Genomic DNA, 14,468 nt, shown 5'->3' on the forward strand with positions numbered 1-14,468 from the left:
TCCAAAACAAAAGACAATATGTTAATAGACGAAGAGCAGGCACTCCTCATCCGCCAAAACGTATCAGAGTGACTGCTCTAAATCTCAGAGTGCGTCAAGCACTTTTTTATTTTACACGACTGCCGGAAGCAAGATTTTGCGGGTCAACAAGAGCCAGATTGCCCTGTCCGTCGGAAGCACACAGCAGCATGCCGAAGGATTCGATACCCATCAGCTTAGCCGGTGCCAGGTTTGCTACAACAACAACGTTTTTGCCTACCATCTGTTCAGGCTCATAGTATTGGGAAATACCGCTGACGATAGTACGTACCTCATCACCGATTTCTACCTGCAGCTTGAGCAGCTTTTTGGATTTCTTAACCTTTTCTGCTTCCAGAACCTTGCCTACGCGCAGGTCAATCTTCTCGAAGTCAGGGAAAGCGATTTCCGGTTTAATCGGCTCCATAGCAGGCTTTGCTTCTTCTGCCGGAGCAGGCGCGGGAGCTGCAGCCTTATGCTCATAGCGTTTGCCGCCGATGATGGTTGCGCCGTCTTCGGTAACCTCGATACGCGGATACAGAGGCTCGCCCTTGCAAACCTTAGTGCCGTTTGCCAGGCCGCCCCATTCAGCGTCAGCCAGCAGGAACTGCTCAGGCACAGTCAGGCCAAGCTGAGTGTAAATTTTCGGGCTAGTGGTCGGGATATACGGGCTGATTAAAATAGCTACGATACGCAGGGTTTCAGCCAGGTTATACATAACAGTCTTCAGACGATCAGCCTTAGTCTCGTCCTTAGCCAAAATCCACGGAGCGGTTTCGTCGATATATTTGTTGGCACGGCTGATTAAAGCCCATACGCCTTTAATTGCAGTGTTGATTTCCATGTTGTCCATAGCCTTAACATAGTTAGCTACGGTTTCTTTAACGAGAGCCTTCAGCTCATCATCAATCGGTTCGCTTGCACCGGTATCGGCAACAATTCCGCCATGATATTTTTCAATCATGCTTACGGTTCTGTGCAGCAGGTTGCCTAGGTCGTTAGCCAAATCTGCATTTACACGGGTAATCAGTGCATCACGGGAGAAGTTACCGTCGCTGCCCAGGTTGATTTCGCGCAGCAGGAAGTAGCGGATAGCATCAGCGCCGAACTCATCAATCAGACCCAACGGGTCGATAACGTTGCCCTTGGATTTAGACATTTTGTCGCCGTCAACTACGAGCCAGCCATGACCGTAAACCTCTTGCGGCATTTCCAGCCCCATAGCATGCAGCATAATCGGCCAGATAATGGTGTGGAAGCGCACGATTTCCTTGCCTACCAGATGCAGGCTTGCCGGCCAGTATTTGTGGAAGAAGGCATCATCGGTGCCGTATTTAATGCCGGTCAGATAGTTCAGCAGAGCATCGAACCATACATAAACAACATGTTTTTTGTCAAACGGAACAGGAATGCCCCAGTCAAATGTGGTACGGGTAATGCACAAATCCTCCAGACCTTGCTTAACGAAATTAATCATCTCGTTGCGGCGGCTTGCCGGTTGGATAAAGTCCGGATGCTCTTCGATGAATTGCAGCCACCAATCCTGGTATTTGCTCATTTTAAAGAAGTAGCTTTCCTCTTCCATCTCCTCTACCGGACGATGGCAGTCGGGGCAGCAGTGGTTTTCATCCAGCTGACGCTCCAGCCAGTAGGATTCGCAGGGTACGCAGTACAGGCCCTTGTAATTTTTCTTATAGATATCGCCCTGCTCATAAATTTTTTGCAGTGCGTCCTGAACAACCTTATGATGACGCTCCTGGCTGGTGCGGATAAAGTCATTGTTGGAGATATTCAGCTCTTTCCACAGCAGCTTGAAATTAGCAATAATTGCATCTACATACTGAATCGGGGTTACGCCTTTTTCCTTAGCCTTACGTTGGATTTTCAGACCGTGCTCGTCACTGCCGGTCAGGAAGAATACATCTTCACCCTTCAGACGATGGAAGCGTGCCAGGCTGTCAGCGATAGTTGTGCAATAGGCATGGCCTATATGCAGATTGTCACTCGGATAATAAATTGGTGTTGTAATATAATAACTCGGTTTAGTCATTGTCAGACCCATCTCCTTCAGAAATTAGTTGATTATATAGCTCCCGTTTGGGAATTTTACGTTTTTTTGCTACCTGCGCTAAGGCAGCCTTCTTATCTACGCCTTCAGCCATCAGCTTGCGCACCTCGTCAAGAGGTTCAAGCTCCTCCTCGGCTGCAGCTAAAGCACCGTCACCGGCACCAAGCACCAGGCAGAACTCTCCGCGCGGCGAATTGGCCTCCAACCATTCCAGACAGCCGCTGACCGTACCACGGTAGAATTCCTCATGCAGCTTCGTCAGCTCGCGTGCTGCCGCCAAAGGACGGTCGCCCCAGGCATTCAGAATATCCTTCAGTACCTCCACAATCCTGTGCGGTGCTTCATAAAGAATAATCGTCGCAGGAATATGCTGCCATTGCTCCAGCTGCTCGCGTCTGTTACGCTTACTCTTTGGTAAAAAACCGCCGAAGAAAAACGGATACGTCGGCAGACCGCTGGCAATCAAAGCACATAAAGCAGCGTTGGCACCGGGTACAGGCACCACTCTGATACCATGAGCAATCGCATCATGAGCCAAGGCTTCACCTGGGTCAGCAATGCCGGGAAAGCCTGCGTCGCTTACAAGAGCAACATTTTTGCCTTCTAGCAGCTGGCCTAAAAGATATTCGCCCTGCTTATCCTTGCTGTGCTCATCATAACGCACCAGGCGTCCTTTGATGTTGAAGTGATTTAAAAGCTGCAGCGTATGACGTGTGTCCTCCGCCGCAATCAAATCTGCTTCCTGCAGCATCCGCAAAGCGCGCGGTGTCATATCCTCAAGATTACCGATAGGCGTAGCGCATAAATAAAGTGTTCCATATATATTATTTTGCTCTGCTGTCACAGCTCCGCCTCCTATCATTTAACGGTGGTCAGCAGGTGCAGTACATACTAACCCATAATATATTAATTTTATCACACACAGCGTGATAAATAAAGAAAAAACGCGTAACTTTCGTTACGCGTTCAGCTTATCAGTAAAAAGCTCGGCCGGATTTCCAACCGGGTGTAAATGTAGACTCGATAACAGCACATTTATTATTATAGCTGTCTGCCAGCCAGGAAGGATAATCAAAATACCAGGTATTCCAATATTCCCCGTTGATAAAGCACTTTTTGTAATAAATCCTGTCATTTTCCAGATAGGAAATAACATACCAGTCATCACCCTTAGCCTTATAGGCAACAGACGGATGATTTTGGATATCCATATCATATTCATCGGCCAGCGTCATGCCCATATTATGACCGCCGCTGACAGTAAAGCTGGAACCGTATTCATCCTTAAAAATGCAGCCGTCGCCGTTAGTGCTCTCGAAGGCCTGATTGAAGTTTGCCAGGAGATTAATCGCAAAGGCAAATCTGTCGTTGATATAACGATAATAATCGGGATTATCCGTTGTAAATACTTTGACGTACTCTGCTGTTCCTTCACTGGGCTCATACCATTGGTTCTTTAAGAAAACAGCACTCGCCGCCGATACGGTAGCAGTAAAAATAAACATCAGCATCGACAGAAGCAGCAAGATTTTTTTCATAGCATTCACCATCCTTAAATGTATTCTCTGCACTTTAATTGTAACCTGCCAAAGTTTTTTTGTCGAGCTTAATTTTCTAAAAATTGACTCTTTCTGCTCAGTATTCAGTTAACAGGTGTATATTTCTTTTCCAGCAGACGTACAAAATAATGATAGGCCGCAAACACAAAAACTGCACAGCTAATCCAGGCAATCGGCTCGGCCATACAAATGCCCTCATAGCCAAAGGGCACACTGAGATATATCGCCGCGATAGAACGCATGATAAGCTCCACCACACCCGAAAGCATAGGAATCATGCTGACACCCATGCCCTGGCAGGCGTTACGGTAAATAAAAATCTGACTGAGGAAGAAGTAAACAGGCACAGTATACATAATGTAAAGATGTGCTGCCTGCATAACCGTCGGTGACGGATTATCCAGGAAGATTCCGATTACCTCTTCGCCGAAAGCAAAGACCACAACCGCAGCAAACAAGCTGAAGGCCAGCGTCAGCAGCGAGCAGCGGTGCACCGCATCACGGATGCGATCAAAGCGGCGAGCACCGAAATTCTGCGCCGTAAACACAGCCATAGCAATACCGAAGGAAATCATAGGCTGCAGTGCCAGCTGCTCTACGCGCATCGCCGTAGTAAAGCCGGCAATCTGGTCACTGCCGAACTTATTGCAGACTGACTGCAAAATAATAATGCCCAAGCCCAAAACCGAAAACTGCACTGCCATCGGCAAGCCCATACGCAGATGCGCCCACAGCTCCGGCCAGTCTAGCTGAAAATCGCTGCGATGAATATGCAGCTGCGGAAAGCGCTTGTAAATATAAATAACGCACAGCACCGCCGAAAAGGCCTGCGCAATAACCAAAGCAAAGGCGCTGCCCGGCACGCCCCAGCCGAAGCAGATGATGAAAACGAGCGCCAGAATAATATTCACTATCGAAGAAATAATGAGAAAGTACAGCGGCGTTTTGCTGTCACCCAGGGAGCGCATAATACCTGATAAAAGATTATACGCCATCATTGCCAGCAATCCGTCGACAATAATCATTACATAGGCATAAGCATCCTCCATCAGCTCCGGCGGAATATTCATCATCACCAGCATCGGGTCAATAACCAAATGCATAATCCCCATAATGAGCAAAACGAAAAACAAGCTCAATACAACGCAGGTAGCAATGCTGCGGCGCATTCCCTGCATATCCTGCGCACCGTAGCGCTGGCCGGTAACAACGGTAAAACCGTTGCTGAGACCAATCGTCAGCACCATCGTCAGCATGAACAGCGGTGATACCGCTCCCACGGCAGCCAAAGCATTCACGCCAATCGTCCGTCCGACAATAATAATATCGGCAATATTATACAGCTGCTGAAAAACATTGCCTATCAGAAGCGGCACCATAAAGGGAATAATCAGCTTTAATGGTGCGCCTTCCGTCATATTCTGAAGCATAAAAAAAGAACCTCCTTTAGCTGCTTTCTCACAAGCAGCAGTATCAGTCCGGTATTACAATATATATCACTGACTTATCAGTCAAAATATAACACAATCAGGAAAAAAATACAAGACGTGCAGCAACACACGTCTTGTAAAATCTTATTCCATAACTACTCTATTGGAAATCTTGCCAATACCCTCGATTTCGACGGTGATTTCATCACCCTCATTCAAAAGGCCGGCACCAACCGGAGTACCTGTCAAAATCAGATCACCGGCATCCAGCGTAAAGCTTTGGGAAATGTAGCTCAAGATTTCATAAGGATTATAAATCATATTGCTCGTGCGCGCATCCTGCTTAAGCACACCGTTGACATAAGAGCGGATGGATAAATCGCTGGGATCCAGCTCCGTTTCCAGCCACGGTCCCAAGGGACAGAAGGTATCAAAGGATTTACAGCGCAGCCACTGGCGCTCCTTGCGCTGCAGGTCGCGGGCCGTAACATCATTAGCACAGGTATAACCCAAAATATATTTAGGCACATCCTCTGCCTTAACATTCTTCATCCTCTTTTTCACAACAATGCCCAGCTCTGCGCCAAAGGCCAGCTCCTGCACCTGCTTCGGCCAGATGATATCCGCACCTGTACCGACAACGGTATGCGCAGCCTTGGAAAAAATACTCGGCTCGCGCGGAATTTCTACACCGAATTCTGCCGCATGCTTCTGGTAATTAAAGCTGACGCAGATAATCTGTTTGGGTACGCAGGGTGCCAGCAAGCGTACATCACGCATAGCAAAGGTTTCGTCCGTTATCTGCCAATATGTTTCCAGAGAACCATATACACAACGGATAACATCGCCGTCAATAAAGCCTATACGCTTGTTGCCTGTCCGCAAATCCTCAAAACGCACGCATTTCATTTTAACCCCTCCATAATCTGCATCCTTCTCGCTTTAAAATAAACAGGTGTCAGCTCTGCCTGCGCTGCCAACGCCAGCGCCTCCTGCAATCTGCGCCCCACATGCTCCTTATAATGGGCGTCACTGCCAAGAGTGCAGTATTTGCCGCCAAGCTCACGGTAACGCTTATACAGCGGCAGCAAGCCTGCTACCGCAGTAGCATCATCCAGGCGACGGGTATTGATTTCGATAGGCTTGTTCCGCTCAATCAAAAGTAAAAACAGCTTATCGAATAATTCCGGTGCATCCTCCAGGCGCAGCTCACGCTCCGCTCCCTTATACGGCCAATAACGGCAGATATAGTCAATATGCGCAAACGCATCAAAATCACGCTCCTGCTCCAGGCATGTAATCGCATCATGCAAAAATTCTTCTACAATCTGCTGACGTGTGCGTCCCTTGTAGCAGGTCTGCTCGTATAAATCACGTCCGCCGATGCAATGGATAGAGGCCAGCACATAATCAAACGGATGAGCCTGTGCCACCTTTTTATCCTCAGCCGCAGTATGTGTCTGCATGCCGATTTCAATGCCTATCAGCACCTTGTCGCTGCTCAGCGGCTGCAGGCGCGCAAAATATTCATCTATATCAAAGATAAATGCTTCCGGATTAGTCGGATAATCATAATCCCAATGCTCTGTAACCGTTATACCAATCCCCTGCTCAGCGGCTGCGCCGATGGCATCAGCAAATTTCATTTCGCTGTCGCAGGAATAATCACAGTGCATATGTGTATCAAATATCATTTAGTGTACCTTCCTTCCGTAAATTATATTGTATCAAATTGCAACAAAAAAGCAACGGGGAAGGCAGGATTTTTTCACCAATTAACGAGAAAATTACAAAGGAGTTAGCAGAGAGTAATCCAAGAGAAAAAATCAAATTATTCTTTTATATTTTCTGAAGTGCTCCCTGTAGAATTCAATGTATCTTATACTTCTCCGTCATCCATAATTCCCAGCTTACGCTTCCAGTAGCGGGAATAAATAGCGCCCAAAGGATTGTGGGCCAGCAGACGGTCCTTAACTACCAAATTCGTTACCGGACCTTCGGCGTTCATGTTGAAAATAGCATCATGGCCAACGCACAGGCCGCAGGAAATGTACAGCTCAACGCCCTTTTCCGCCAAAAACTTAGCCTGGAATTTAGGATTGCACATTGCTTCATGCTCCAGCTCCGGCTTAACCTGCTTCAGTCCCAGCTCTTTTTTGGGGAAGCTGCAGTTTTTACAGCATACGCTGTAAAACTCAAAGCCTTGCTGCTTAAAATATTTGGCAATATAGCGTGCTTCCGCATTCAGGCCGATGCAGAAAGACATGCCCAGCTTTTTATAACCCATAGCTTTGGCAAACTCCGCAGTTTCCTGCAAGCGACAGATATTGCTGTAGAACGTGCCTTCAACATAGGCAGCAGCCTGCATAAGTTTCAATTCTTCCTCGGTATAAGCTTCCTTGACAGCCTCCAGGGGCACGCCTGTGCAGTTAACACCCTTGGTATAGCAGGCATGTGTAGGACAATTAGCGCAATCACATTTCATTTTACATTTCTCCTTTCGCCAATAACCTTGTTAAGCCTATTGTAGCACAAACAGCAGACATATTAAAAGAGCTGCCGCACTTTTTCGTGCAGCAGCTCCGGTAAAGCTAAAATATAAAATTAGAATTTACGTTGGTAGGAAATAGAAGCAATCTTAGTAAAGCTGTCGTAAGCATGAGCGCTCTTATAAGCATCGGTAGCATGACCGGCGAAATCCAGATTGCCGACATCCATCCAACCCAAAGCAACAGCAACAGTCTGTTTCTTATCGTTATAACGGGCACCGATGGAATAGGTACGGCGAATACCGGTCGGTACCATGAAATCACCGCCCTCGTAAGGAATAGAGGATTCATCGAAAGCAAAGCCTGCCATAGCTGCATATTTATCGCTGAAGTTGTGCTCTAAGCCGATAGCATAACGCCAGCCGTCAGACCAGTTTTTAGCAGAAGGAGAACTTTCCGCTATACCGGGAATACCTACAAGAGATTTATCAAAATAAACATTTAAAGCATCATAGGTACTCCAGTTGGTACGAGTAGCTTTCAATTCCAGACGGGTTTTCTTGTCAAATTTATGGTTGTAACCGATATCCCAGCTGTCCGGCAGAGTTACCACACCATAAGCGTTGCCGAAAACGTCACCGCCACCCATTAAATCGGGTTTTGTATTATAACCTTTTAAATCTGCTTCTAAGGAATGCTTAATACGGCTGCGATAAACTACACCGATTTCGTTTTTATCATCAAAAGCATAGTTGGCAGCAGCGTTCCAGCCTAAAGCATAGCTTTCGCCTTCAATCTGCGTAGTGCCGTCGATAGTAGCAATCTTAGTTTCCACAGGTGTTGCTACAGGCATTTTCATCTGCAGGTTTTTCTGTAGCTCCAGGCCAACATAGTTGATTTCCGCACCAACTGCTGCGCTCCATTTTTTGTCGAACTTGTGCGCATAGGTCGGAGTAACGCTGACACCGTTCAGTTTAGAGAAAAATGCATTAGTAGATGCCTTGCTGGCACGCTCAAACTCGGATACCATGGCAAAGCGCGGGAAAGCACCGATGCCGAACCATTCTTTATCATTAATCTGCCTTACGTAGTAGCTGCCTACTGCCCAACCGGCATGAACAACGTTTTTGCCGTCCTCAATTTCTTTGCCTGCACCATCATACAGCTTATAGTTGCCGTGCGGGCTCAGATAAGTGTAGCTGCTCTTCATTACCTCACCCTTTACTTTGGTGATAGAAGCAGGGTTGTAAGCCACGTTTGCAGCATCGTCCTCAGCAAACATACGCGCACCACCCATAGCAACACCTTCAGCAGACCATTCATTAATACCAAAGCCTTCAGCGCCTGCTACCTGGGGTGCCAGCAGTGCTACAGCTAAGCCTAAAGCTAAAAAGTTTTTATTCATATAAGTACATCCCTTCTCACATTTTTATTACCTGCTACTAATTGTAACAGATTCGTGAAAAGTGCGTACAAAATCTTTTAATCGCTCGTTTTAATTACTTAATTAAACTTTGAAAGGAACCCTTTTCATCCGGCTCCTCGCCGGCAGCCTTCGCTGCCTCGCGACGTGCAAAGTTACGCTCCTGCAGGCGGCGTACATCCTCCAGCGTCGGCACATTATCCTTCTCCCACGGCTGGTACTGAATCGTGGTGCAGTGATGATACATAGCATATCTTTCCTTAGCATCTGCTGCAGCCTCGGCCTCAGCAAGAGCTTTCTTGGCAGCCTCGTTCACAGGGAAGGATTTGTAGGCATCTGCCAAAAGCAGCGCAGCCTTAGCATAATCGCCCTGCTCCGCCATGCTTTCCGCAATAAACTTCAGTGCGTGGAAACGGTACGGATTAACACCTTCCACAGCCTTTTCCGCCTCCAGCATTGCTCTCGCCTCGCTCAATGCAGCATCCTCGGCGCCACAGGAACGCTGCAGCTCCAGTCTGCGCGCCCAGATAGCGCCACGATCTGCACTGCGGAAAACCTTCTTATACTCACGGCACAGTCTGTAGGCTTCATTCAAATAAATAATCGGTGCATCACCGGTACCGGTCAAGCGCCAAATGATTTCCGCAATATCACGCAGGCACAGCACCTTATGCTCCGCCTCGCTGAGACCGAACTCTGGTGCATCCTCCATATCCGGCTGCACATCCTTTACGGTTGCCAGCACCGCCATAGCTCCCTCGATATCCTTTAAAATCATCAGCATACGTCCTACGTTGCTGCGGCATTTCCAATCATCATAATCGTTTATCAGATTCAACGGTATAGGGTAATCACAGCTTGCTACCTTCTGTACATAACCTTGCCATTCCTGTTTTTCCATTTCAGTATCCTCCTCAATCTGTTATATATTCTATTCAAATTATCTGCGTTGCCGCTGTCTTTGTCAAGCGTCAACCTGTACAGGAGTAATAATATTAATGCTTATATGTTATCTGTCATAGCTTATCAACCTTTTATATTCCATTTAGTTATAATGTAAATGCTTAATCGCTATTTGACTATAAAATTTAAAGTAGTAAAATAACTCTACTAGAGAGAAAGAAGATGTATAAAGCTATGAGTTTTCCCCTATTATTACGTGGCTTCGTGGTTCTGGGCGTCATGCTGATGCACACCACCTGGTACTTCAGCCACGCTCACGCGGAATCATGGGTCACTATTTCCGAAATGCTGCTAGATATTATTTCCCTCTTTGCCGTACCCCTGGTAATGTTTGTTTCGGGATATATGTTCATCAGCCACAATCGCCATGCCGATTATTACAAGTGGTCCTTCTTCCGCAGGATGTTCCTGTCGGTGCTTTCGCCGTATTTGCTGTTTTCGTTACTGTACCTTGGCGGTGCCTGGTTCTTCAGCAACGCCAGCTTCACGCTTAAGCAGGCAGCTTATCTTATTATCACCGGCAGCAGCGCTGTTCACATGGCCTTTTTCCGGGCGTTATTTGGTTTTTATGCTATCTACCCGCTGCTGTTGCGTTATTTTAACCGTTGCCGTCTGCATCACAGGCTGCACCGCTTTATTATTCAGGTAATCCTGCTGCAGCTGTTCTGGAAAATCTGCAACAATATCAGCTGCAGCAATCAGGCAGTCATCTTAACGTTAGAAATTACCACTTTTCTGCGTTATATCGCCTACTTCTCCTTCGGTATGCTGGCTTATATCTACCATAAAAAAATGCTGCGCTGGATTGACACCCATCACGTTCTTTTGATGACAGGCTTCATCCTGAATCTGATTTTAATCGGCGGCTGCTGGTTTGCTAAATACTACCTGCATATCCTGCCGCTGTTGGAATTTGTCTGCTTCCCGCTCAACCTGTTTTTGTACAGCATCATCATCGCTATGCTCTTCCGTTATGCCTGCACCCTAGAATCACAGGACAGCCTCAGCAAGCGCTTTATGATGTATCTTGGCAACTATTCCTTCGGTTTATTCTTGATTCACATCATTTATATGTATGTCGGCAGCGAGCTGCTTACACTGCTGCATATGTCACCGCAGCAGCTCTGCTTTTATCCGCTGCTCTTCATCATTATGCTCAGCCTCAGCCTGCTGACCATGGAAGCACTGGCGCGCGTTTCCTGGGGCCATTATTTCATCGGCCATGTAAGCCGTCTGTAAAAAGTTTTCTTCTTGTTCCCCATATATTGTAAAACACCACTTGCGTTTGCAGGTGGTGTTTTTGCTTATATCTTCAAATCAAAATCTCTTCTTATACGCCTCACCCCAGTCACGCATAGCCTCCAAAACAGGCTGCAGACTGTAACCAAGCTCAGTAAGCGTATATTCAACACGCGGAGGCACCTCAGCATAAACCTTGCGCGTCAGCAGGCCGCTAGCTTCCATCTGCCGCAGCTGTGATGTCAACACCTTTTGGCTGACTCCGTCCAAAGATTTTTTCAATTCGCCAAAGCGCTTTGTTCCCGTCAAAAGGTCGCGCAAAATCAGCACCTTCCATTTATCACTGATTAAGGTCAGTGTAGTTTCTACCGGACAAGCCGGTAAAGCATCACTCATTTCATGCAACATTTACAGTCACTCCTTCAGCTCCTTGCTGTATATCCATGTTTCCTGCACACCCAACTGCGGCAGAATATTATTCGTAAAATGCGCCGCTTCGCTATAGCCACGCTTGCGGTAATATTCATAATCGCAGGTAGCATCCGCCCATAAATAGAGCTTTTTAACGCTATTTTTCTGAGCAATCGCTTCCACCTTATGCAGCAGCTTGCTGCCCACACCGCTTTTCATGCTCAAAAACAGGCACAGCAGCAAATCCTCCGGATTTGCCAACGCCCTCACCTTTTGTCCGTTATAAGACAAATAGCGCAGATAATCGTAAACAAGATCCTGCTCCTCGCACTCAAAATGCTGCAGGCTTTGCTTTAACCAGGACTGGGAATGATCACGCTCACTCAAGGGCGCCGCCAACAAAAATCCCTGCATACCTTCTTCATCCGTCATCTTTAAAGAAAAGTCCTCACTGCGATAATAATAGCGCACCATCGCCTCGTACAGCACATCCTTCAAGCCATCATTAGTCAGCGCCATCTCATCACCCCATGTCAGCTTAGTGAGATGGGAGGCACAGGAAATATCCTGCGGGGTAAAATTTAATAACATTTATGCTTCTCCACTTCAATAATCGAATTACAACACTTGCATAATCAGTTTTTAAGTGTCTTAAACATTCTTTTTAACTCTATTTTAAGCTATCCTCATGAAATATGCAATCAGTGCAGATTTCATGAGGATAAAATATGCAACTACTGCATATTTTATGAGGATATTGGGAAAAAGAGCTTATTTTGATATTCACACTAAAATATTTCGCTTAGACAGTTTTCAGCAAATCATTACATTATTTTCCATTCCCCCCCATCCTTGACAATCCCCCCACCAGCGCAATATAATTATCTTTGATAATTACTTTAAGTAATCATATTGCAAAGGAGAATCATCATGAAAAATAAACTGCCTATCGAAGCAATCAAAACTCTGCTCATCGCCTGCCACGAAGCAAAGCGTATAGTAGAGCTGCAGCCACCTCTGCCGGAAGGCTTAACTCCTGGCAATCTTAAAGTACTGGACTATATCGAATACCTTGAACGTACCGCGCAGCCTCCCAAGGTCAGCGACATTGCGGACCTGCTGCAGGTAACTCGCCCCGGCATCACTCGTCTGGTAAGCGAGCTGCAGGCAATCAATGTTATCGAAAAGTTCAGCGATGAACAGGATAAACGCATCGTCAGACTGCGCATGACAGACGAGGGACGAAAGATTCACGCCTATTACATCGCCCAATATCACAGCTGGCTGGCCGCACAAATTACCGATATCAGCGAAGCCGATATCAACACCACTGCTGCCACCATCGCCAAGCTTTACCAAACAATGTCTACGCATAAGCCTGCGTTGCCGGGACACGTTCCCGCTATCGGGCAACGAAAGGAAAAAATTAATGACTGACAGCTCTACACGTGTGCTAGATACACGCTTACTATTTTCAATCGTCGCCGCCGGTATCATGTCCTTTAGCGGCGTTGTTGTCGAAACTGCTATGAACGTTACCTTCCCCACGCTCATGCACGAATTTAATATCGGCACCTCGCTCGTACAATGGATAACCACCGGCTATCTGCTGGTGTTGGCACTTATTATCCCAACCTCTGCTTATCTCAAGCGCCGTTTCGCAACACACAGCCTGTTTACTGCAGCCATTAGCAGCTTTCTTGCAGGCACACTGCTCGCCGCCTGGTCGCCTTATTTCAATGTTCTGCTTATCGGCAGATTGCTGCAGGGTATCGGTACAGGTATCGCCTTGCCGATGATGTTTAACATTATCCTGGAGCAGGTTCCCGGTGAACGCCTGGGCTTTATGATCGGCATAGCTTCGCTTATTACTGCCATGGCGCCGGCTGTCGGTCCGTCGCTCGGCGGTATGATCGTCAGCTATTTTGGCTGGCGCATGATTTTTGTCAGCCTGCTGCCATTTTTACTGCTTTCTGCCGTCTTGGGTATCAAAAATATCCGTCAGGCCGGCAAGCTGGAGCCTTCTTCCTTTAACTTTGGCTTGTACCTGCTGCTTGTAATCGGATTCAGCAGCCTGATTTTTGCTACCAGTATTGCCTCCGATTTTGGTTGGTTCAGTATCGAGGTGCTTGCTCTTTTCGCAATCTGTTTTGCTGCGTTAACTGCCTTCTACAAGCGATCATTAAGCAGCAGCGCGCCGCTTTTGCGTGTAGAAATTTTCCGTTATCTTCCGTATACGCTCAGCACTGCCAGCCTTTTGCTCGTCGGCTTTGTCTGCCTGGGCTTGGGCTTTTTAATCCCAAACTATGCGCAGCTTGTTTCGCATACGGATGCCTTCACTGCCGGCTGTCTACTGCTACCGGGGTGCATTATAGGTGCTATGCTAGCTCCCATCAGCGGCAGGCTGTTGGACAAGTTCGGTGCCAAACGCCCGATTTTACTAGGCAATGCATCCATTCTCGTATCCGTAATCTGCTACAGCCTTTATCCGGGCGAGCTGAGCTCGTTGCTCTTCATTGTGTTCTATCTGTTCTTTGCCTTCGGCCAAGGGTTTTCCATGGGAACAATTATGACCAATGGCCTAAGCCAGTTACCGGAAGAGCTGAATGCCGACGGCAACGCAGCGATGAACACGCTGCTACAGCTGGCAGGCGCAGTCGGTACGGCGGTTATCAGTACGATTGTTGCAACCGCACAGGCTGCGGAACCGGGAAATATCGCGCACGCTACTATGCTGGGCAGCAGACACGGCTTTTACGTGCTTACCGTCAGCGCAGTGCTCATCCTTTGCTGCTCCTTAAAGGTGTTCGCTCTTATTAAAAATAAATAGCTTGCTCACGCTTAATCTGCTGCATTCTATCGCAGATA

Annotated in this window: 14 protein-coding genes; 3 read left to right on the plus strand and 11 right to left on the minus strand. The window is 47.2% G+C overall.

Annotated elements, in window-relative coordinates; genetic code table 11:
- Positions 1 to 106: 106 nt before the first annotated feature.
- From metG to KAH19_RS04130, 9 genes are all read right to left on the minus strand, one after another.
- Positions 107 to 2,068, minus strand: a complete 1,962-nt coding sequence (metG, locus tag KAH19_RS04090) for a methionine--tRNA ligase (protein ID WP_210685212.1) — start codon at positions 2,066 to 2,068, stop codon at positions 107 to 109.
- On the minus strand, positions 2,061 to 2,948 hold the full coding sequence (rsmI, locus tag KAH19_RS04095) for a 16S rRNA (cytidine(1402)-2'-O)-methyltransferase (protein WP_210685213.1): 888 nt from the start codon (positions 2,946 to 2,948) through the stop codon (positions 2,061 to 2,063). The genes metG and rsmI overlap by 8 nt, the downstream gene beginning before the upstream one ends.
- 112 nt (positions 2,949 to 3,060) lie before the next feature.
- Positions 3,061 to 3,624 (minus strand): hypothetical protein, encoded by a 564-nt coding sequence (locus tag KAH19_RS04100; protein WP_210685214.1) that lies wholly within the window; start codon positions 3,622 to 3,624, stop codon positions 3,061 to 3,063.
- A gap of 104 nt (positions 3,625 to 3,728) precedes the next feature.
- Entirely contained in the window at positions 3,729 to 5,075 is a 1,347-nt protein-coding gene (locus KAH19_RS04105; protein WP_210685215.1) for an MATE family efflux transporter, read from the minus strand.
- Between the two features lie 144 nt (positions 5,076 to 5,219).
- On the minus strand, positions 5,220 to 5,984 hold the full coding sequence (locus KAH19_RS04110) for a fumarylacetoacetate hydrolase family protein (RefSeq protein ID WP_210685216.1): 765 nt from the start codon (positions 5,982 to 5,984) through the stop codon (positions 5,220 to 5,222).
- Entirely contained in the window at positions 5,981 to 6,769 is a 789-nt protein-coding gene (locus tag KAH19_RS04115) for a histidinol-phosphatase HisJ family protein (RefSeq protein ID WP_210685217.1), read from the minus strand. Before KAH19_RS04115 ends, KAH19_RS04110 begins: the two co-directional genes overlap by 4 nt.
- A 185-nt stretch (positions 6,770 to 6,954) precedes the next feature.
- Positions 6,955 to 7,560 carry a DUF1847 domain-containing protein gene (locus tag KAH19_RS04120; RefSeq protein WP_021719413.1) on the minus strand — a complete coding sequence of 202 codons (606 nt, stop codon included), beginning with the start codon at positions 7,558 to 7,560 and terminating at the stop codon, positions 6,955 to 6,957.
- A gap of 119 nt (positions 7,561 to 7,679) precedes the next feature.
- Positions 7,680 to 8,969, minus strand: a complete 1,290-nt coding sequence (locus KAH19_RS04125) for an OmpP1/FadL family transporter (protein ID WP_210685218.1) — start codon at positions 8,967 to 8,969, stop codon at positions 7,680 to 7,682.
- Positions 8,970 to 9,063: 94 nt separating this feature from the next.
- Positions 9,064 to 9,888, minus strand: coding sequence for a hypothetical protein (locus KAH19_RS04130; RefSeq protein ID WP_210685219.1), 825 nt, complete (start codon positions 9,886 to 9,888; stop codon positions 9,064 to 9,066).
- Positions 9,889 to 10,124: 236 nt separating this feature from the next.
- Between KAH19_RS04130 and KAH19_RS04135 the strand changes: the two genes are divergently transcribed.
- Positions 10,125 to 11,189, plus strand: a complete 1,065-nt coding sequence (locus KAH19_RS04135) for an acyltransferase (RefSeq protein ID WP_210685220.1) — start codon at positions 10,125 to 10,127, stop codon at positions 11,187 to 11,189.
- Between the two features lie 78 nt (positions 11,190 to 11,267).
- Here the strand turns inward: KAH19_RS04135 and KAH19_RS04140 are convergent, their stop codons facing one another.
- Positions 11,268 to 11,597, minus strand: a complete 330-nt coding sequence (locus KAH19_RS04140) for a helix-turn-helix domain-containing protein (RefSeq protein ID WP_210685221.1) — start codon at positions 11,595 to 11,597, stop codon at positions 11,268 to 11,270.
- Positions 11,598 to 11,603: 6 nt separating this feature from the next.
- A complete protein-coding gene (locus tag KAH19_RS04145; RefSeq protein WP_210685222.1) occupies positions 11,604 to 12,191 on the minus strand; it encodes a hypothetical protein in 588 nt (195 codons plus the stop codon).
- Positions 12,192 to 12,530: 339 nt separating this feature from the next.
- On the opposite strand from KAH19_RS04145, the gene KAH19_RS04150 reads away from it, so the two are divergent.
- Together KAH19_RS04150 and KAH19_RS04155 are read left to right on the plus strand one after the other, a co-directional pair.
- The gene (locus KAH19_RS04150; RefSeq protein ID WP_210685223.1) at positions 12,531 to 13,037 is read left to right on the plus strand and encodes a MarR family winged helix-turn-helix transcriptional regulator; all 507 of its coding nucleotides are present in this window, start codon (positions 12,531 to 12,533) and stop codon (positions 13,035 to 13,037) included.
- A complete protein-coding gene (locus KAH19_RS04155) occupies positions 13,030 to 14,430 on the plus strand; it encodes a DHA2 family efflux MFS transporter permease subunit (protein ID WP_210685224.1) in 1,401 nt (466 codons plus the stop codon). Before KAH19_RS04150 ends, KAH19_RS04155 begins: the two co-directional genes overlap by 8 nt.
- Positions 14,431 to 14,468: the final 38 nt, after the last annotated feature.

This window comes from Phascolarctobacterium sp. Marseille-Q4147, from assembly GCF_017968825.1.
In the GTDB taxonomy this organism is placed as follows: domain Bacteria; phylum Bacillota; class Negativicutes; order Acidaminococcales; family Acidaminococcaceae; genus Phascolarctobacterium_A.

What these genes read in the sequence shown, in the direction of transcription:
- metG (WP_210685212.1), bottom strand. Translation starts at nt 2,068, where the DNA reads ATGACTAAACCGAGTTATTATATTACAACACCAATTTATTATCCGAGT.
- rsmI (WP_210685213.1), bottom strand. Translation starts at nt 2,948, where the DNA reads ATGATAGGAGGCGGAGCTGTGACAGCAGAGCAAAATAATATATATGGA.
- KAH19_RS04100 (WP_210685214.1), bottom strand. Translation starts at nt 3,624, where the DNA reads ATGAAAAAAATCTTGCTGCTTCTGTCGATGCTGATGTTTATTTTTACT.
- KAH19_RS04105 (WP_210685215.1), bottom strand. Translation starts at nt 5,075, where the DNA reads ATGCTTCAGAATATGACGGAAGGCGCACCATTAAAGCTGATTATTCCC.
- KAH19_RS04110 (WP_210685216.1), bottom strand. Translation starts at nt 5,984, where the DNA reads ATGAAATGCGTGCGTTTTGAGGATTTGCGGACAGGCAACAAGCGTATA.
- KAH19_RS04115 (WP_210685217.1), bottom strand. Translation starts at nt 6,769, where the DNA reads ATGATATTTGATACACATATGCACTGTGATTATTCCTGCGACAGCGAA.
- KAH19_RS04120 (WP_021719413.1), bottom strand. Translation starts at nt 7,560, where the DNA reads ATGAAATGTGATTGCGCTAATTGTCCTACACATGCCTGCTATACCAAG.
- KAH19_RS04125 (WP_210685218.1), bottom strand. Translation starts at nt 8,969, where the DNA reads ATGAATAAAAACTTTTTAGCTTTAGGCTTAGCTGTAGCACTGCTGGCA.
- KAH19_RS04130 (WP_210685219.1), bottom strand. Translation starts at nt 9,888, where the DNA reads ATGGAAAAACAGGAATGGCAAGGTTATGTACAGAAGGTAGCAAGCTGT.
- KAH19_RS04135 (WP_210685220.1), top strand. Translation starts at nt 10,125, where the DNA reads ATGAGTTTTCCCCTATTATTACGTGGCTTCGTGGTTCTGGGCGTCATG.
- KAH19_RS04140 (WP_210685221.1), bottom strand. Translation starts at nt 11,597, where the DNA reads ATGTTGCATGAAATGAGTGATGCTTTACCGGCTTGTCCGGTAGAAACT.
- KAH19_RS04145 (WP_210685222.1), bottom strand. Translation starts at nt 12,191, where the DNA reads ATGTTATTAAATTTTACCCCGCAGGATATTTCCTGTGCCTCCCATCTC.
- KAH19_RS04150 (WP_210685223.1), top strand. Translation starts at nt 12,531, where the DNA reads ATGAAAAATAAACTGCCTATCGAAGCAATCAAAACTCTGCTCATCGCC.
- KAH19_RS04155 (WP_210685224.1), top strand. Translation starts at nt 13,030, where the DNA reads ATGACTGACAGCTCTACACGTGTGCTAGATACACGCTTACTATTTTCA.